The organism is Chryseobacterium antibioticum (assembly GCF_012927325.1).
GTDB classification, from domain to species: Bacteria; Bacteroidota; Bacteroidia; order Flavobacteriales; family Weeksellaceae; genus Chryseobacterium; species Chryseobacterium antibioticum.
In genome coordinates, this window is the sequence record NZ_JABBGI010000013.1 from 118,497 (window position 1) to 137,735 (window position 19,239).

The following is a 19,239-nucleotide window of genomic DNA, read 5'->3' on the forward strand; positions in this document are numbered from 1 at the left end:
TTATGGAATTTGCAATTGTAACAATTTTACTTTTTATATCGATGTTGGCTTACTTTAAAATTGCCGACCACTATAATATTATCGATAAACCCAACCACAGAAGTGCACATACACAGATAACCTTAAGAGGAGGAGGAATTATTTTTCCTATTGCATTTATTATTTTCTGTCTGTTTAATCTAAATGAAACCATACAGGATTATTGGTCTTTCGGGTTAGGGCTTTTGGCGATATGTACCATCAGCTTTGTTGATGATGTTCGGACTTTATCAAACAAGATCAGGCTCTCCGTTCACTTGATTTCCGTAGTCCTTCTTTTATACTTTACAGGCGCTTTTACTTTAATGCCTTTCTGGGTATGGCCAATACTTTTTGTGATCATTATCGGGACATTGAACGCTTATAACTTTATGGACGGTATTAATGGCATGACGGGAGTCTATAGCCTTGTTACTTTGGGTTCGCTGGCATATATCAATAAAGATGTCATTCAGTTTACCAATGAAAATTTTATCCTGTATCCGATTTTAGCATGTCTGGTATTTCTTTTTTTTAATTTTAGAAATAAAGCGAAATGCTTTGCAGGGGATGTTGGAAGTATGGGAATAGGCTTTTGGGTAATTGGGCTTATTACACTTCTTATCATGAGGACAGGGGAATACAAATATATCCTGTTACTTTCAATTTACGGAATGGAAGTCGTGCTTACCATTATAGAAAGAATCCTTTTAAAAGAAAATATTTTTGAGGCCCACAGAAGACATTTGTATCAGCTTTTTGCCAATGAGAAAAAAGTTTCACACCTGATCGTAAGTTCTGTATATGCTGTTTGTCAATTATTAGTTAATATATTTTTAATTCATTCAGAACTTCCTCTTTGGGCTGTTATTTTGATTATATTTATTCCTGCAGGTGGAATTTATTTAGGATTAAAATGGAGTTTAAAAAAAGAGTATAATTTATAGAAACATCACCATGAAAATAAAAGAAACTCCACTTAAAGACTGTTATATCATAGAACCCACCATATTTGAAGATGAGAGAGGTTATTTCTTTGAAAAATTTAATGAGAAAAAATTTGAGGAACTCACCGGAATGAACGGACATTTTGTTCAGGATAATATTTCAAAATCTTCTTATGGCGTTCTTCGTGGACTCCACTTACAGAAGGGAGAACATGCTCAGGCTAAATTGGTGTCATGTCTGGAAGGGAAAGTATGGGATGTAGCAGTTGATCTCAGAGAAAATTCCCCAAGTTTTGGAAAATGGTTCGGAATAGAGCTTACAGCAGAAAACAAAATCCAAATGTATGTTCCCCGTGGATTTGGACATGGATTTTCGGTCTTGAGCGAAACAGCCGTTTTTTCTTATAAATGCGATAATTTTTACAATAAAGAATCTGAAGGAAGTGTCAAATTCAATGATTCGGATTTGATGATAGACTGGAAGATTGATGAAAAAGATATGGTACTTTCTGAAAAAGATGTAAATGCACCTAGTTTTAGGGAGAAAAACTTTTAAATAAAACCTTGAAAACCACTTTATAAAAGTGGTTTTCAATTTTTGATCCTTACTCCTTTATTATTTTGTATCTTTGCCCACTCAAAATCAAAACGATGCGCACAAAATCTGTAGGGAAGAAGAAAATCAATGTGGTTACGCTTGGATGCTCCAAGAATGTATACGATTCTGAAGTATTAATGAGCCAGCTGAAAGCTAACGGAAAAGATGTAGTTCATGAAGGACGCGGAGATATCGTAGTGATCAACACATGCGGATTTATTGATAATGCAAAAGAAGAGTCTATCAATACCATCCTTGATTATGTAGAAGCAAAAAACAGAGGCGAAGTCGAAAAAGTTTTTGTGACAGGATGTCTATCCGAAAGATACAAACCGGATCTTATTAAAGAAATTCCTGATGTGGATCAGTATTTTGGAACAAGAGATCTTCCTATTTTACTGAAGCACCTTGGTGCAGATTATAAGCATGAACTGGTAGGAGAGAGATTGACAACAACTCCTAAACATTATGCATACCTTAAAATTTCCGAAGGCTGTGACAGGCCGTGCTCTTTCTGTGCAATTCCTTTAATGAGAGGAGGGCATGTTTCCACACCTATTGAAAAATTGGTTTTGGAAACTCAAAAGCTGGCAAAGAAAGGAACAAAAGAGATTATTCTTATCGCACAGGATCTTACCTACTACGGTCTAGATATTTATAAAAAACGTGCACTTGGAGAACTTTTAAAAGAGCTTGTAAAAATTGACGGAATCGAATGGATTCGTCTTCATTATGCTTTCCCAAGTGGTTTTCCGGAAGATGTTCTTGATATCATTCGTGAAGAACCTAAAGTCTGTAATTATATAGATATTCCTCTTCAGCATATCAATTCCGATCTATTGAAATCTATGAAGAGAGGAACGACACATGAAAAAACGGATGCATTACTGGCTAAGTTCAGAGAAAAAGTTCCTGATATGGCTGTTAGAACTACATTGATCGTAGGTTATCCCGGAGAAACTGAAGAAAGATTCCAGGAGCTGAAAGATTGGGTAAGAGAGCAGAAATTTGACAGATTGGGATGCTTTACATATTCTCACGAAGAAAATACCGGTGCTTACGTACTGGAAGATGATATTCCACAGGAAGTGAAAGAAGCAAGAGTTGAGGAAATTATGGAGTTGCAGTCACAGATTTCCTGGGAAAAGAACCAGGAAAAGATCGGTAAAACATTTAAATGTGTATTTGACAGAAAAGAAGGCAATTATTTTATCGGAAGAACAGAATTTGATTCACCCGATGTAGATAACACCGTTTTGGTTTCTGCTGCTGAAACTTACATCTCCATAGGAGAGTTTGCAGAAGTGAAAATAACTTCAGCAGAAGAGTTTGACTTATATGGCGAATTAGTCTGATAATGTGTCTCTTGTCTAATTGTAATATGTTCATGCTTTCTCCAAAAAATTAGTAATATTAACACAATTTATAGAGTTGTTAAATTTCTGATATTCCTGATTTTCAGTAAGTTATTGTTTTGATAGATAAAAGTCTATTATTTTTTTTGCATAAAATGAATTAATTCAAAAATTATGTCTTAAATTTGCGCAATAAGCAATGTTTTAAAATCAAATGCTTCAAGCAGTTGCCTATTTAAATAAAGGTTGAAAAATAGTTAACCTTTATGATTTGCACAAGTTGAGATGCACTTCCAGTTTGGAAATATTGATGGAAAATAATGTAATTTAATCTTTAAAAACTTATGAAAAAAATTTTATTAACAGCGACAATGCTCGTTGGCCTTTCGGCAGTTTCCAAGGCTCAGACAACGGGGCGTGTAGGTATTAACACAACTGCACCTTCCGCTACATTAGACGTAGTAGCCAATACTACCGATAATGCCAGACCTGACGCCTTATTAGTCCCTCGTATGACCGCAGCAGAATTGTCTACTAAAGATGATACTTCTGGTACTTATGGCGCTCCACAGAATGGAGCTATTGTTTATATTACTTCTGGAACTGGTTCTGGCGCTAGAAAAGTGAAAATTACCGGAGCAGGATTCTATTACTTTGATAATACGGTTCCTGAATGGAAACCTGTAGGAGGAGGCGGTGCTGCAACCCCTCAAAGATATGAAGGAATTAGAGGTAATGTAACATTTGTTACTGCAGGTGCTTATAGTGTTGCGGCGGCGGATAATATTATAGTTACACAAGCTAGTGTAGGTGTTGCAATTACACTTCCTGTACTGACAAATACAGCAGCGGATATAGGTCGTGTTATTAAGGTTATTAATAACAATACTACTGCAACAGGATTGACTTTTGTAGGGCTAACACCTGTAGGGGCGAATTTAGCAGTTAATCAGGGTAGAGGAATTGAATTCATTTGGACAGGAACTCTTTGGGCTGTTCCACAAAAATAATTTTAAAATTTAAAACAAGATGAAAAATATATTTAGTTTTTTAGCTATTGTAGCTTTTGGTTCCTTGATCAATGCTCAGGTAAACGTTAATAATAGTGTTCAGTCTAGCATTAATAATTCAAATGTAGGAATAGACTTAAGTAGCTCTTTTAGTACTGAAGCTGGTGCTGGTCCTAATGTGGGTAAAGGAGTATTAATCCCGAGTGTAAATTTAGTTAATTTTGAATTTGATCTTACATTAGCAGATGGTGTTACATTCCCAACTTTTTTTGATGGTATGATGGTATATAATAATGCTACAGGTACTACATTAACAGCTGGTAACAGATCTTCAACAGCAACACCAGTAACACCGGGATATTATTATTTCTATAATCCAAGTGGTGCATCAAATTCTAACGTAACTGGTGGAGTTTGGAGACCAATAGGTGGAGGTAATCCTAAATTTGACGTAACCACTGCTGAAACAGAAACAAATACATTAGTAGCAAGTAAGCAAGTTTATGCTATCAAGGGTACTTTCACTGCAACTGGTTCTTCTACTGCAGTAAATATTCCTTCTCCTACAGGTATGACAACTTTATATGGTATTACCATTTATAAAGCAGGTACAAACACTGTTTATGACAGAAGCTTATATTCTTATACGATTGCAACCAGCGCTGGAAATGCGATTACAGGTTCACCTAGCATGTCAGTAGTGTATCCTTCTGGAACATATGACTATGTAATTGAATATTTGAAATAAGATAAAATATAACTTATTATATAAAGAACCAATGAGCAATCATTGGTTTTTTTGATTTAAAAGAGAACGATCAAAGACCAATAATATGAAGAAAGAGAAGATATTAGATCATTAAAAAGTTTATTTGGTATCCAATTTGATGATATAATGAAGAGGATTGCTTTGAAATACAGTTTATTTTCTCAGGTTGGAGGTAATGAATTTATGACATAATTTAAGTCTGATGTTAAATAGGGTGTTAAAATAGAGATGCCTTATTACGACCAACGGGCTTAAATGGCTTCTGTCAAACCTATTCTGTAGATTGAGCATCTTAAAAAATTTAATTTTTAAAATAACTTTATTTGATTTATTAGATTTTTATGATTTACGTAACATTTTGATTTATAGTGAGTTTTGAATTTTTGTTTTTGAGTTTTTCGACAACAAGTTAATTATGTTAACTTTTGACCTGTTTTTTTAACGTTTTTTAACAATGTGGTCTAAAATCCCTGTTAATAGGAACTTACAGGCTCTGTTAACATATAATTTGGTTTTCATTAACGGATTTTAACATATGGAGTAGGGACTTTAGAACATTCCTTATACATTTGCTCCGTCAAAACCAATAAAATTCAAGATGATGAAAAGATTCATTCTCGTAATCATAATGATGATTTCAACCTTAGGTGTTTATTCTTTTACAAATAATACCTTAGATGCGAAGAAAACAAGTTATGCATCGTACTACCACGATAAGTTTAATGGTAGAAAAACAGCAAGCGGAGAGATCTTTAGTAATTCAAAGCTTACCGCTGCAAACAGAACGCTTCCGTTTGGAACTAATATTAAAGTTACCAATCTGAACAATGGAAAACAGGTGATAGTGAAGATTAATGATAGAGGACCTTTCCATGCATCAAGAGCATTAGATATTTCTAAAGCTGCGTTCAATGAAATCGGGGATACCAATCGTGGGACCATTCCGGTAGAATATGAAATTGTCGACTAAATTTATGATTTAAATTTAAAAAAGCCAGCTGATTTTCAGCTGGCTTTTTATTTTGTGGACCTTCTAGACATTTAATTCTAATAGAGCAGGGCAATGGTCTGAATGCACATCCTCCTTTAATATAACTGCTCGGGAAAGTTTGTCCTTTAGAGTATAGGTTGCAAAATTATAATCCAGCCTCCATCCTTTATTTTTAGCTCTGGAATTCTGTCGGTAGCTCCACCACGTATAATGATCCGGTTCATTGTTAAAAAAGCGGAAACTGTCAATCAGCTCACATTCCTCGATAAAGCTGGTCATCCATTCTCTTTCTATTGGCAGGAAGCCGGAAACGTTCTTTAAACGAACCGGATCATGAATATCGATAGCCTGATGGCAAATATTGAAATCTCCCGAAATAATAAGGTTAGGGATTGTTTTTCTTAACTCCTTTATATAAGCCAGGAAATCGTGGCAGAATTGCATTTTAAATTCAAGCCTGTCAATATTACTGGCAGAAGGGACATACACTGAAATCACAGAGTAACCGTCAAAGTCTGCACGGATGATCCTGCCTTCATTATCGTAGCTTTCAATGCCACATCCGTATTCAATATGATTGGGTTTGATTTTTGACGCAATTCCGACTCCACTGTAGCCTTTTCTTACTGCGGAATGCCAATAACTATGATAGCCTATTTTTTCAAGACTTTCAATATCTATCTGGTCGTTTCCGGCTTTGCTTTCCTGGATACAGACGATGTCCGGATCAGCAGTCTGCAGCCAGCCTAAAAAATCCTTCGTAAAGGCAGCTCTGATTCCGTTGACATTATAAGTGATTAACTTCATGAGTTTTTTATAAAAAATTTAAAGTGTTCATTATATTTTGATGGAATAAATTCAATAATATCGTAATCCGCTATCTGGTTACTGTAAAAAGGATCTTCTTTAATGATCTGTTCGACTTCAACCTTAGAATCTACATCAGCTAGAATAATTCCTCCGGTTCTGGGTTCTTTTCTGCCTGAAGTGATGAAATTTCCGGAACGGTAATACTTGTCAAGAAAATCATTGTGTTCCGGGATAAAGCGTTCCACATTGTCCAGAGAAGTTTTGTAGGTAAGCGAAATAATATACATCGTTTTTTTGCTAAGATAAGAACTCTTTGAGATTATTAAAAGAGGCTTAAAAAAAAGAAGCGGCAAAAATCATATGATTTTTGCCGCCCCTGAACCCAAAATTTAAATAAACTATGAGAAAAACTACTTGGGTTCTAAAATACTGAAAGGAATGATACATTCTTCCAATGAGATTCCACCATGTTGATAGGTTTCTTTATAGTAATTAACAAAGTGATTATAATTCTTAGGATAAGCCAGGAAAATATTATTCTTTGCAAAAATATATTTCGAACTTAAATTTCCTTTTGGAAGGAACAGTTTTTCAGGATTCATTATAGCCCATACATCACTGCTGTCATAGGTTAAACTTTTCCCTGTTTTATAACGGATATTGGTTGACGTCTCACGGTCACCCACTACTTTGCTCGGTTTTTTTACATACACGGTTCCATGGTCTGTCGTGATGACAAGTTTATAACCGCTTTCTGCCGCAGCTTTGATAATCTTAATTAATGATGAATTTTCAAACCAGTTAAACGTAAGAGATCTGAATGTTTTATCATCACGGATCAGCTGATCTACAATATGATTATCCGTTTTAGCATGCGAAAGAATATCAATAAAGTTATAAACAATGACCAGCAGGTCATTATTTTTATGCTGGTTAAAATCATCATAAATCTTTCTCTCAAAATCTGCATTCAGAACTTTAAGATACTTCATAGATTTAGATCCCAACCCGATTCTTTTCATCTGATCTTCTAGGAAATCACGCTCAAACTCATTTTTGTTTCCTTCCTCATTGTCATTGAACCATTTGTCTGGAAAACGTTTCTCTATTTCAGATGGCATCAACCCTGCAAAAAACGAGTTTCTTGCATACTGGGTAGCTGTAGGAAGAATACTGTAGTAATAATCCTCTGAAACCTTGTTGTAGTATTTTGTAAATAAAGGTTCGATGACTTTCCACTGGTCAAAACGTAAGTTATCCACCATAAGAAGCAGCACTTTATCTTTCTCTACCTCAGGCTTTACTTTTTCTTTAAAAAGAGTATGACTCATCAAAGGCTTATCAGAATCCGTCAACCAGTCTTCGTAATTTTTTTCAATGAATTTGGAGAACTGGATGTTGGCTTCCTCTTTCTGCGACTGCAAAAGGTCAGAAAACTCATTATCCGCTACCTTATCAAACTTTATTTCCCAGCTTAGGATCTTCTTGTAATATTCTGCCCATTCCTGATACGTTCTGATATAAGAAAGTTCCATAGACAGGTTTCTGAATTCCTGCTGGTACTGAAGAATGGTTTTCTGTTCCACAAGATTATCCTCCTGTAGATTCTTTTTTAGTGATAATAGGATCTGGTTAGGATTAACCGGCTTAAGGATATAGTCAGCGATCTGTGATCCGATGGCTTCCTCCATAATATGTTCCTCCTCACTTTTCGTGACCATAACGATCTTAAGAGCGCTATCTTTCTCTTTGATCATGGGAATGGCTTCCAATCCCGAAATGCCGGGCATATTTTCATCAATAAGCGTCAATGCAAATTTCTCTGAATCCATTAGTTCCAGAGCCTCATTAACGTTATTAACAGGGGTTACATGGTAACCTTTCTTTTCTAAAAATACGATATGGGGTTTGAGTAAATCTATTTCATCATCTATCCATAATATCTTTTCCGACATAATTTATTTTTTTACATGGTTATAATATCAAATTGTTGACCAATTCTTTTTAAATTCTCACAAATTAGAGACAATAAAAGTTAAATGTTAGTTAAATGAAAATTCTCTCCCTCATTACTGATATTTTTTTCATCTAAAAACCGGTCTTTATATAATGTAAAGCCCTTTCCAGAACTTCATCTTTTCCTTCCTGTATGCCCTTTACTGTAGGCTTTATGATAATATCAGGGATAATTCCTATCCGCTGGGTTTCTCTTCCGTCAGGATAATAGGCTCCGAGTCCTGTAAAGCAGGTGTCCAGATCTGCAATTTTAAACCGGATGATATCACCATTGGCTCCTGAAGTATTACTCCCGATTATTTTCGCTTTAGGATGCTGTTTAAACATCATTGTTGTGGTTTCTGCCTGGCTTTGCGTATTCTCATCTACCAGAACCACTACATTTCCTTTATAGTAATCCGGGTTCTTCCTGCCGATACTGTTTTTAGCGCTATAAAATTTACTCAAATAATCCGTCTCCGGGAAATTAAATTGATAATAAATTGATTTTTCCGGAAGAATCATCCTGCTTAAAGGGAAAATGGTCAGTTTAGGATAATTTCTGAGATCAAAAATAATGGATGTCGCAAATTTTAAATCCTTATACATGTCATCCAGATCACCTTTCTCAATAATGCCCATATTGACGTACCCAGTCTTTTTTTCTGCATCCAGAAACCTCCACTTTTGTGGAACAACTTGTTTTTCTAAGATAATATCCTTGAGAAGATATGTTTTAGCGGTTATACTCAGGTTCTGTCCGTCGCGCTCTATTTTTAACAGGATAGAATCATTATTATTGAAAAGAAAAAGATTTTTCACCTTGGTGATCTTTCCCCAGGAATTGGAAGCGGGAACATATTTTCCAAAGCTGTTCACCATCTGAGGGATCGTTCTGCCATTGATGTCGTAGATGACATCGCCGATCTTTAAAGAACTTTCTTCATTAAATTTATTTTTAATAATCTTAGTTACGACCAGCTTTCCCTCTGCATGGCTATATTCCACAGGAACCTTTCTTCGTCCGTATTGATTGGTACTGATGAGCGGGGAATATAAAAAGGCATGGGAGTCATCCACTTTTGTTACCAATTCTGCCAATGTCAGGTGATAACTTTTATCATGATCTGCATTGAGGAATTTGGGGATCATTTCCTTTAACACGTCATTCCAGTTCTGATTCGTCTGATATTTATATGGGAAAAAATATTCTACCAGATTCCAATATCTGAAAAGTTCCAGAAGATTGATCTGCTTTGATGTAAATTTAGAACCGTATGAGTTTTCATTCCTGAAATAAACCTTTTTTCCACCACTTCCAAAGTAGTGATTACTTCCAGAATTTCTGTTGTTTTGAATAAAGAGAAGCTGGCGGCTTACTTTTTCATTAAATACATGTTTATCACTGATCCAGTTCAGATCAAAGTTTCTCAGGAAATACACTTTCGCTTGATCTTCCTTTACGCATTTTTTGCATTCCTCAACATTCCCAAGACTGCCGATCCACTTAGAATACAATTCATTCAGTTGAGCTTTGTCATGAATTTGATCAAGTTCATCAATTTTCTGGATAAGTTGCTTGTCCCAGTCAAAATCCCCTTTTGCCACATGCGGATGGTAATATTTCAAAAATCCCCAGACTTTACAAAGTGATTCGAGTTTCTGAGTTTCAGATAAAGCTTGTGCAGAAAAGTTGATACTTAAAAAGGATATGATGAAAATGAATAAGCTTTTCATGAAGGGCGATTAGTTTATTAAAGCGATCAAAGGTAAATGTAAAACCAATATCACGCAAAGCTAAAGTATGTAAGCTTCGTAAAAATATCGAAAAAGCATCATAAAGGACATTTTATATTTTTAAACAGAAATGTCCTCATGGATTTTAATCTCAATTCTAATGAGAGCTGCTGATAAAAGCTACGTTTTTTTCACCAATGGATGATTGGTCTCATTTCTCACCACTTCAAAATGCGGCAGATCATCAAATAATTTTGATAAAGTGGAATATCCATACGTTCTCGAGTCAAAACTGGGATCAATCTTTCTGATATTGGTGCCGAGTGTTGAAATAAAAGCGATGTCATTTTCGTTAGCAGAAATTTCAAATGCCTTTGAAATCGTTTCTTCGTCTTTCCTCGATAAGAAGCTTTGAAACTCCTGAATTTTAGGATTGGCGTCCTGTTTTTTTACCGTATCCTTGGTTTTGTTTTCTTTGATCTTCTGGTTTTCGGCCTTTGGTTCCTTTTTGATTTTAGGGGTGATGTTTTCAGTATAAGTAAATATATCGCAGGATTTCACAAAAGCTTCAGGCGTTTTTTTCTCTCCGATACCCATGACGAAAAGTCCTTCCTCACGAATCCTTTTGGCCAGGCCGGTATAGTCGCTGTCGCTGGACACGATGCAGAAACCTTCAACACTTTTTCCGTGCAAAATATCCATGGCATCAATAATCATGGCTCCATCCGTTGAATTTTTTCCGCTGGTATATGAAAATTTTTGAATGGGGTTAATGGAATAGAGATTAACAAGATCTTTCCAAGAGTTCATACTTTGATAAGTCCAGTCTCCATAAATTCTCCTGATCGTAGCTTTACCATATTTTGAAACCTCTTCAATGGTTTCTTTTAACAGTTTGGCTTGAGCATTATCACCGTCAATAAGAATAGCGATATTAAATTTTTTGTCACTCATAGTTTTGCATGTTGGATGAAAAGTAATTATTCGTGCCGATTAATTTATGGCAGGACTAATTTCTAAAAATTAATATACCTAAATTTAATGAAAAGACCGGACTTATTCCGAATTTTTTTTTGATTTCCAGCTAATTTTAAGAGGATTATGAATGAAAATTAAATAAGCCTAAAATTTAAAATCCCTAACTTTGTTTGCTAATATCTACCTTTCAATGCAGAACAAGCTAAAAATCATCAACGACCCTGTTCATGGTTTCATCAGAATCCCACACGAAATTTTATTTGATGTTATTGAACATCCCTATTTTCAAAGACTTCGAAGAATAGGCCAGACCGGACTTCTGAATCTCATCTTTCCGGGTGCCACACATACCAGATTTCATCACGCACTGGGAGCGATGCATCTGATGTTTACTGCATTAGAAACACTGCGACAGAAAGGAGTGAAGATCACTGAAGAAGAGGAGAAGGGCGCTATGCTTGCAATCCTGATGCATGATATCGGGCACGGACCATTTTCACACGCATTGGAAAATATGCTGATGGATGACTGGCACCATGAAAAGCTTTCGCTTTTGTTGATGAACAAATTAAATGAAGAGTTTGGCGGACAACTTTCAGTAGCCATCGAAATGTTTCAGGGTAAATACCACAGGAAATTTTTCAATCAGCTTATTTCGTCTCAACTGGATGTCGACAGGCTTGATTACCTAAACAGAGACAGCTTTTTTACCGGAGTTTCCGAGGGAAATATTAATACCCAGAGGATTATTTCCATGATGAATGTTTGCGGGGAAGGCGAACTTGTAATTGATGCCAAAGGAGTTTACTCTATTGAAAACTTCCTGACAGCCAGAATGTTTATGTATTGGCAGGTATACTATCATAAAACCTCTGCATTGGCGGAGTTTCTTTTGGTTAAAATTCTGGAAAGAGCTAAATACCTGGTTTCCCAGGGGATGGATTTGCCTGCAGGGGAGAACCTGAAGTATTTCCTGCACAGAGCAAAAAGTTCAGCTACCGATGAGGATATTTATCGGTTTAACCAGCTTGATGATAATGATATAATTCATGCGATGAAATCCTGGCAGACTTCTGATGACTTTATCCTTTCTTATTGGTGTCAATGTGTGATCCAGAGAAATCTTCCGAAAACTATTATTTCAACGCGTCCTTTTGATCGGGAATTTGTTGAAGAAAAAATAAAAAACACCAACGAATTTTTCGGAATTGATAATGGAAAGGAGCTTGTACACGAGATTAAAAGGAAATTGTTGCCTTATGATACCGAAAAGCAACCTATTTACCTTCTTCAGAAGGATGGTAAAAAGATCAGGCTGGAAGAGTCCCAGGACCAGTTGTTGTCGGGCCTTATGGTGCATAAGACGGCAAGGTATATTCTTACCTTTCCAAGAGATATTTCCCAGATAATTTCTTAAATAGTATTAAAATTCACGTTCCGAAAACCAAAAAATGTTTGCGAATTATAGAATTTCTTATCTTTGCAGAATATGGAATTTACAGCTTCGCAAATTGCAAGTTTTATTGACGGACAAATAATAGGCGACGAAAGTACGGTTATTACAGGGGTTTCACCAATTGAGAATGGTGAATCAGGGCATCTTTCTTTTATAGCACAAGATCGATTTTCCCACTTTTTAGACACCTCTAAATGCTCCGTTATTATTGTTTCGGAAAAACTTATTGATAAAGATAATTACAATCCTACCTTAATTGTTGTAAAGGATGCATACCTTTCATTTCAGGTCTTAATGAATCTGTATCAGGAAATGCAGGGAAGAAAAGAGGGAATCGAAACAGGTTCTTCTATTCATGACACAGCATTGATCGGAGAAAAGGCTTATATTGGTGCATTTACATATGTTTCCGAGAAAGCTAAGATCGGAGAAGGTTCGCAGATCTATCCGCATGTGTATATCGGTAAAGGAGTGAAAATCGGCAAAAACTGTAAAATAGACAGTGGTGCAAGGATTTATGACTACTGCATTATCGGGGACAACTGTGTAATCCATTCCAATACTGTAGTGGGTGGCGACGGATTCGGTTTTCAGCCTACCGCAGAAGGATTCAAAAAGATTCCTCAGTTAGGAAACGTGATCATTGAGGACGATGTAGAAATCGGCTCGAACTGTAGCATCGACAGAGCAACAATCGGTTCTACCATCATTGGAAAAGGAACGAAGATCGATAATCTGATCCAGATTGCCCACAATGTGAAAATAGGGCAGAACAACGTAATTGCAGCTCAGGCTGGAATTGCAGGATCTACCACGATTGGAGACTGGAACCAGATCGGTGGTCAGGTAGGCGTAGTAGGGCATATCAGAATTGGTAACCAGGTTAAAATTCAGGCTCAGAGTGGTGTGAATTCCAGCGTTAATGATAGAGAAACGCTGTATGGATCTCCGGCGATAAGCTATAATGACTATCTTAGAAACTATGTGCATTTCAGAAATTTCACTGAAATTGTACGAAGAATAAATAATCTTGAGGATACCTCAAAAGATAATACTAATGAGTGATATGCAAAAAACACTCCAGGAAGAAGTAACGCTTTCTGGAATTGGCCTTCATACTGGTAAAGAAGTAAAACTTACCATTAAACCTGCTAAAGAAAATACAGGTTTTGTGTTCGTAAGAACAGATCTAGAGGGACATCCTCAGGTAGAAGCTGATGTTAATTATGTAGTAGCAACAGAAAGAGGAACAACATTAGAAAAGCTGGGCGTAAAGATTACTACCTGTGAGCACCTTTTGGCTGCTTTGGTGGGATGTGATGTAGACAACGCTATTCTTGAAATGGATGCTTCGGAACCCCCAATTTTAGATGGATCTTCAAAGTTTTTTGTTGAAGCTATTGAAAGTGTAGGTATCGCAGAGCAGAATATAGCCAGAGAGTATTTGGTGATCAAAGAAGTGCTGAGCTATTCAGATCCTGCATCAGGATCAGAAATTACCATTATTCCTTCAGATACTTACGAAGTGACTACCATGGTAGATTTTGGAACCAAAGTTTTGGGAACCCAAAATGCCACCCTTAAAAATATTTCAGAATTTAAAGACGAAATATCTTCTGCAAGAACATTCAGCTTTTTACACGAGTTGGAAATGTTGTTGGATCACGGCTTGATCAGAGGTGGAGATATCTCTAATGCCATTGTATATGTTGACAAGGATCTTACTCCTGAAACAACAGAAAAATTGAAGAAAGCCTTCGGAAAAGATAATGTTTCTATCAGACCGAACGGTATTTTAGACAATCTTACATTAAACTATCCTAACGAAGCTGCAAGACATAAATTACTTGATGTAATTGGTGATCTGGCTTTGGCTGGTGTAAAAATAAAAGGTAAAGTCATTGCAAACAAGCCCGGGCATTATGTGAATACCCAGTTTGCGAAAAAACTGAACCGTCAGTGGAAACTTCAGAAAAAGAAAAACGTGCCAGATTTTGACCTTACCAAAGAACCTGTTTTTGATATCAACGGGATCATGCGTCTTATGCCTCATAGACCTCCGTTCTTATTAATTGATAAAATTCTTGAACTTTCAGATTCTCATGTAGTAGGTTTGAAAAATGTGACCATGAATGAGCCTTTCTTCGTAGGACATTTCCCTAAAGAGCCTGTTATGCCCGGAGTACTTCAGGTAGAAGCTTTGGCACAGACAGGAGGTATTCTTGTGTTGGCAAGTGTTCCAGATCCGGAAAATTATTCTACTTATTTTATCAAAATTGATAAAGTGAAATTCAAGAAAAAAGTAGTTCCTGGAGATACTATTATTTTCAAAATTGAATTGATAGAGCCCATCAGAAGAGGTATCGTACATATGCAGGGTTATGGATATGTAGGAGGTACCGTGGTTGTAGAAGCAGAGTTAATGGCTCAAGTTGCAAAAAATAAAGTTGATTAAATGATTCATCAATTAGCCGCCGTAGATAAACGCGCAAAAATCAGCAAAAATGTTATTGTAGAACCTTTTACTACAATTGCAGGGGACGTGGAAATAGGAGAAGGAACCTGGATCGGACCAAATGTCACCATCATGGATGGGGCAAGAATAGGAAAGGATTGTAAAATTTTTCCGGGAACTGTAATTTCTGCCATCCCTCAGGATCTGAAATTTGACGGTGAAGACACACAGACCATTATTGGTGATAATACGACTCTAAGAGAATGTGTCACTGTCAACAGAGGAACCAAAGCGCTAGGATTTACCAGAGTCGGCAGCAACTGCCTTATTATGGCAACTTCTCACATCGCACATGACTGTATCATTGGAGATAATGTGATCATTGCTAACGGATGTGGTATTGCAGGCCACGTAGAGATAGGGGATTTTACTGTAATGGGAGGATTGTCTGCTGTACAACAGTTTGGCAAAATCGGAAAACATACCATGATTTCCGGAGGATCTCTGATCAGAAAAGATATTCCACCTTATGTAAAAGTAGCAAGAGACCCGATTTCTTATGCAGGGATCAATTCAGTAGGATTAAGAAGAAGAGGATATTCTAATGAGAAAATCTTTGAAATTCAGAAAATATACAGAGCGATCTTCCAAATGAAGATGAACGTTTCCCAAGCTTTGGCATTTATTGAAAAAGAAATGCTTCCAACGGCTGAAAGAGACGAAATCCTTCAGTTTATCCAAAACTCTCCAAGAGGGATTGTAAAAGGATACGGAACAAGTAAGGAAAGCAATTAAGAGCAAAAAGAAAAAAGGCGAATGCGTATATTTGCCGAAATTAAAAACTAAAATAAAAAGATAACATAAATTAATGGCAACAAGTAACGATATAAGAAAAGGACTTTGCATCGAATTTAGCAATGATATTTTCAAAGTAGTTGAATTTATGCACGTAAAGCCAGGAAAAGGACCTGCTTTCGTAAGAACAAAACTAAAGTCAGTAACCAACGGAAAAGTACTTGATAATACTTTCTCTGCAGGACATAAAATTGATGAGGTAAAAGTAATCACTAGAAAGTTCCAGTATCTTTACGATGATGAGAATGGTTTCCACTTCATGAATAATGATGATTTCTCTCAATTATATTTAGATAAAGAAATGATCGAAAACGCTCAGTTTATGAAAGCTGGTGAAGAAGTAACGATCATTCTGAAAGAAGTTGACGAAACTCCGCTTTCTGCCGAACTTCCTCAGTCTGTGTATCTGGAAGTAATCGAAGCTGATCCGGGTATCAAAGGAAATACAGCGACGAATGCTCTTAAAAACGCCATCGTTGAAACAGGAGCAAGAGTAAATGTTCCTTTGTTCATTGAGCCGGGAGACAAGATCAAAGTAAATACTGAAGACGGTAGCTACTTAGAAAGAGTAAAATAATAATTAAAATTTACATAAATTCGGTTTGCATTAGCAGTCCGAATTTTGTTTTTATAAGAAAAATCAATTGTTATGAGATTCCATTCTCCGCAAAAGCTCAAAACTATTGCCGATCTAATAGGTTCGGAATTTGTTGGTCCTGAAAACTTTGAAGTATTGGGAACCAATGAAATTCATAGGGTAAAACCAGGTGACATTGTTTTTGTCAACCATCCGAAATACTACGATAAAGCGCTGAATTCTGCTGCTACCATTATTTTGATCGATAAAAAGGTAGGTTGTCCGGAAGGAAAAGCCCTTTTGGTTTCTGATGATCCTTTCAGAGACTTCAATAAGATCAATACTCACTTTACAAGAATATATAACTTCACAGAAGAACTTCACGATGCTGAGATAGGAGAGGGAACAAGGATCCACTCTTCAGCAGTCATTGGAAACAATGTAAAGATTGGGAAGAACAGCCTTATTTTTCCTCATGTTGTGATCGGCGACAGAACTGAAATCGGGGATAATGTGATCATTCAGTCCGGAACGGTATTGGGAGGTGACGCTTTCTATTACAGAAAACTGAACGGGAATTTTGACCGTCTGATCTCTGTAGGAAATGTCATTATTGAAAACAATGTAGAGATCGGAAATAACTGTACGATCGACAGAGGCGTTACAGACTCCACGGTAATCGGGGAAGGTTCGGTTTTGGATAATCAGATTCAGATCGGACATGATACGGTTATCGGAAAAAAATGTTTAATCGCCTCTCAGGTAGGAATTGCCGGCTGCTGCATCATTGGAGATGAAGTAACACTTTGGGGGCAGGTAGGTGTCGCTTCCGGGAACACAATTGAAAGCGGATCTGTGATTCTTGGTAAAACAGGAGTAAACAGAGATCTTAAAAAAGGAACCTATATCGGGATGTTTGCAGAAGATTTTAAAGGCTATCTGAAAAAAGAAGTAAAGCTGAGAAATCTCAAATAAACTATTCTCTTGGTTTTGTCTAAAATCAAAGAAAAATAAGTAAATTTGTGAGCATTAATAAAATATTTAAATAAATTAAAACATCAATAAAATGTCAATTTTAGTAAACAAAGATTCTAAAGTAATTGTACAAGGATTTACAGGGAACGAAGGTACTTTCCACGCTGGTCAGATGATTGAATACGGAACCAACGTAGTAGGAGGGGTAACTCCAGGAAAAGGAGGAACTGAGCACTTAGGAAAGCCTGTATTTAATACAGTAGCTGACGCTGTTGAAAAAGCTGGAGCAAACGTAAGTATCATTTTCGTACCACCTGCATTTGCTGCTGACGCCATCATGGAAGCTGCTGAAGCTGGGATCAAAGTGATCGTATGTATTACTGAAGGTATTCCTGTAGCGGATATGGTGAAAGTAAAATCTTACATCGCTGACAGAGACTGTAGATTAATCGGTCCAAACTGTCCGGGAATCATTACTTCTGAAGAAGCTAAAATTGGTATTATGCCAGGATTCGTTTTCAAAAAAGGTAAAGTAGGTATCGTTTCAAAATCAGGTACTCTTACTTACGAAGCTGCTGACCAGGTTGTAAAAGCGGGTTACGGTGTTTCTACAGCAATCGGTATTGGTGGTGACCCAATCATTGGAACCACTACAAGAGAAGCGTTGGAATTATTTATCAACGACCCTGAAACGGAAGCGGTAGTAATGATCGGTGAAATCGGTGGTGGATTGGAAGCTGAAGCTGCAAGATGGTATAAAGCTAGCGGATCTACTAAGCCGGTTGTAGGCTTTATTGCTGGGCAAACTGCTCCTAAAGGAAGAACTATGGGACACGCAGGTGCTATCGTAGGGGGTGATGAAGATACAGCTCAGGCAAAAATGGAGATCATGAGAGAAAACGGAATCAACGTTGTAGATTCTCCAGCTGATATCGGTGTTACTGTTGCAAAAGTTCTAGGATAATCACTATACAAAAACAAAACATATGAAAAAACTTTTATTAACCTCAGCATTGGCCTTTTCAACTTTGTCGTTTGCCCAAATCGACTTTGCGAATACAAGATTCGGTGTCACAGCAGGAGGTAACTATTCCAGAGTAAGAAATGCCCATAACCCGTCTGGTCCGAGATACGCGTTTCAGGGTGGAGCTTTAGCTCTTATCCCGGTAGGAAAAGCAAACCAGTTCTTTATACAGCCAGAAGTTGTGTATTACGGTGCAGGAGAAACCGGAAAAGATAAAGAGGCTAAAGGAAAAGATGGTTATGATGCAGTATATGGTAACAATTATCTGAGCGTACCTGTTTATTTTAAAGGATATTTTTCTGAAGCAGAATCAGAATTCTTTGGAATGATAGGACCAAGATTTAACTTTTTGATGAGTCAGAATGTTAAAAACGCACCGGTAGGCAGACCTTACTATGATCCGGATGTTACTGACCCTCTATATCCTTCAGTAAGCGGAAAAGCGGCAAGCTTTAACTTTGCTTTAGGATTAGGAGTAGGCTATAGCTACAAGAGACAGCTGGAAGTAGCTCTTAAATATGACCTTGGTCTTTCAGATACTTATCCTGATCTTGCCAAAGAAAAAGGAGGTACTACTAAAGGCAAGTCTGAGCAGGTAATGAGCTTAAGCTTAAGCTATATCTTCAAATAGAATACTCGTTATTCAATTATAAAAAAATCCCGGAAAATTCAATTTCCGGGATTTTTGT

19 protein-coding genes are annotated in these 19,239 nt (G+C 36.7%); 14 read left to right on the forward strand and 5 right to left on the reverse strand.

Annotated features, from left to right (window positions below):
* Positions 1 to 2: 2 nt before the first annotated feature.
* From HHL23_RS11810 to HHL23_RS11835, 6 genes are all read left to right on the forward strand, one after another.
* Positions 3 to 965 (forward strand): MraY family glycosyltransferase, encoded by a 963-nt coding sequence (locus HHL23_RS11810; RefSeq protein ID WP_169235005.1) that lies wholly within the window; start codon positions 3 to 5, stop codon positions 963 to 965.
* Positions 966 to 975: 10 nt separating this feature from the next.
* Positions 976 to 1,521, forward strand: a complete 546-nt coding sequence (gene rfbC, locus HHL23_RS11815; RefSeq protein ID WP_169235006.1) for a dTDP-4-dehydrorhamnose 3,5-epimerase — start codon at positions 976 to 978, stop codon at positions 1,519 to 1,521.
* Positions 1,522 to 1,616: 95 nt separating this feature from the next.
* The gene (rimO, locus tag HHL23_RS11820; protein ID WP_169235007.1) at positions 1,617 to 2,918 is read left to right on the forward strand and encodes a 30S ribosomal protein S12 methylthiotransferase RimO; all 1,302 of its coding nucleotides are present in this window, start codon (positions 1,617 to 1,619) and stop codon (positions 2,916 to 2,918) included.
* Positions 2,919 to 3,262: 344 nt separating this feature from the next.
* On the forward strand, positions 3,263 to 3,928 hold the full coding sequence (locus HHL23_RS11825) for a hypothetical protein (RefSeq protein ID WP_169235008.1): 666 nt from the start codon (positions 3,263 to 3,265) through the stop codon (positions 3,926 to 3,928).
* A gap of 19 nt (positions 3,929 to 3,947) precedes the next feature.
* The gene (locus HHL23_RS11830) at positions 3,948 to 4,676 is read left to right on the forward strand and encodes a hypothetical protein (protein WP_169235009.1); all 729 of its coding nucleotides are present in this window, start codon (positions 3,948 to 3,950) and stop codon (positions 4,674 to 4,676) included.
* A 619-nt stretch (positions 4,677 to 5,295) separates the two neighbouring features.
* A complete protein-coding gene (locus HHL23_RS11835; RefSeq protein ID WP_169235010.1) occupies positions 5,296 to 5,667 on the forward strand; it encodes a septal ring lytic transglycosylase RlpA family protein in 372 nt (123 codons plus the stop codon).
* Positions 5,668 to 5,730: 63 nt separating this feature from the next.
* On the opposite strand, the gene HHL23_RS11840 is transcribed toward HHL23_RS11835, so the two are convergent.
* The 5 genes from HHL23_RS11840 to HHL23_RS11860 form a co-directional block, all read right to left on the reverse strand.
* Entirely contained in the window at positions 5,731 to 6,495 is a 765-nt protein-coding gene (locus tag HHL23_RS11840; RefSeq protein ID WP_169235011.1) for an exodeoxyribonuclease III, read from the reverse strand.
* On the reverse strand, positions 6,492 to 6,785 hold the full coding sequence (locus HHL23_RS11845; protein ID WP_169235012.1) for a YciI family protein: 294 nt from the start codon (positions 6,783 to 6,785) through the stop codon (positions 6,492 to 6,494). The genes HHL23_RS11840 and HHL23_RS11845 overlap by 4 nt, the downstream gene beginning before the upstream one ends.
* A gap of 123 nt (positions 6,786 to 6,908) precedes the next feature.
* Positions 6,909 to 8,453 (reverse strand): T9SS response regulator signal transducer PorX, encoded by a 1,545-nt coding sequence (gene porX / locus HHL23_RS11850; RefSeq protein ID WP_169235013.1) that lies wholly within the window; start codon positions 8,451 to 8,453, stop codon positions 6,909 to 6,911.
* Positions 8,454 to 8,586: 133 nt separating this feature from the next.
* Entirely contained in the window at positions 8,587 to 10,230 is a 1,644-nt protein-coding gene (locus tag HHL23_RS11855) for a S41 family peptidase (RefSeq protein ID WP_169235014.1), read from the reverse strand.
* A gap of 180 nt (positions 10,231 to 10,410) precedes the next feature.
* Positions 10,411 to 11,184, reverse strand: coding sequence for an NYN domain-containing protein (locus tag HHL23_RS11860; RefSeq protein ID WP_169235015.1), 774 nt, complete (start codon positions 11,182 to 11,184; stop codon positions 10,411 to 10,413).
* A gap of 214 nt (positions 11,185 to 11,398) precedes the next feature.
* On the opposite strand from HHL23_RS11860, the gene HHL23_RS11865 reads away from it, so the two are divergent.
* The 8 genes from HHL23_RS11865 to HHL23_RS11900 all read left to right on the forward strand — a co-directional run bounded on the left by HHL23_RS11865 (position 11,399) and on the right by HHL23_RS11900 (position 19,181).
* Positions 11,399 to 12,625 (forward strand): HD domain-containing protein, encoded by a 1,227-nt coding sequence (locus HHL23_RS11865; protein ID WP_169235016.1) that lies wholly within the window; start codon positions 11,399 to 11,401, stop codon positions 12,623 to 12,625.
* 72 nt (positions 12,626 to 12,697) lie between these two features.
* Positions 12,698 to 13,729, forward strand: coding sequence for a UDP-3-O-(3-hydroxymyristoyl)glucosamine N-acyltransferase (gene lpxD, locus HHL23_RS11870; RefSeq protein ID WP_169235017.1), 1,032 nt, complete (start codon positions 12,698 to 12,700; stop codon positions 13,727 to 13,729).
* Entirely contained in the window at positions 13,722 to 15,119 is a 1,398-nt protein-coding gene (locus tag HHL23_RS11875) for a bifunctional UDP-3-O-[3-hydroxymyristoyl] N-acetylglucosamine deacetylase/3-hydroxyacyl-ACP dehydratase (protein ID WP_169235018.1), read from the forward strand. Before lpxD ends, HHL23_RS11875 begins: the two co-directional genes overlap by 8 nt.
* The gene (gene lpxA, locus HHL23_RS11880; RefSeq protein WP_073336555.1) at positions 15,120 to 15,914 is read left to right on the forward strand and encodes an acyl-ACP--UDP-N-acetylglucosamine O-acyltransferase; all 795 of its coding nucleotides are present in this window, start codon (positions 15,120 to 15,122) and stop codon (positions 15,912 to 15,914) included.
* Positions 15,915 to 15,987: 73 nt separating this feature from the next.
* Positions 15,988 to 16,551: an elongation factor P gene (gene efp, locus HHL23_RS11885; protein WP_073336557.1), complete on the forward strand. Its 564-nt coding sequence runs from the start codon at positions 15,988 to 15,990 to the stop codon at positions 16,549 to 16,551.
* Positions 16,552 to 16,623: 72 nt separating this feature from the next.
* Positions 16,624 to 17,526: a UDP-3-O-(3-hydroxymyristoyl)glucosamine N-acyltransferase gene (locus HHL23_RS11890; RefSeq protein WP_169235019.1), complete on the forward strand. Its 903-nt coding sequence runs from the start codon at positions 16,624 to 16,626 to the stop codon at positions 17,524 to 17,526.
* Between the two features lie 91 nt (positions 17,527 to 17,617).
* Positions 17,618 to 18,490, forward strand: a complete 873-nt coding sequence (gene sucD / locus HHL23_RS11895; protein WP_073336560.1) for a succinate--CoA ligase subunit alpha — start codon at positions 17,618 to 17,620, stop codon at positions 18,488 to 18,490.
* A gap of 22 nt (positions 18,491 to 18,512) precedes the next feature.
* Positions 18,513 to 19,181: a porin family protein gene (locus tag HHL23_RS11900; protein WP_169235020.1), complete on the forward strand. Its 669-nt coding sequence runs from the start codon at positions 18,513 to 18,515 to the stop codon at positions 19,179 to 19,181.
* Positions 19,182 to 19,239 lie beyond the last annotated feature (58 nt).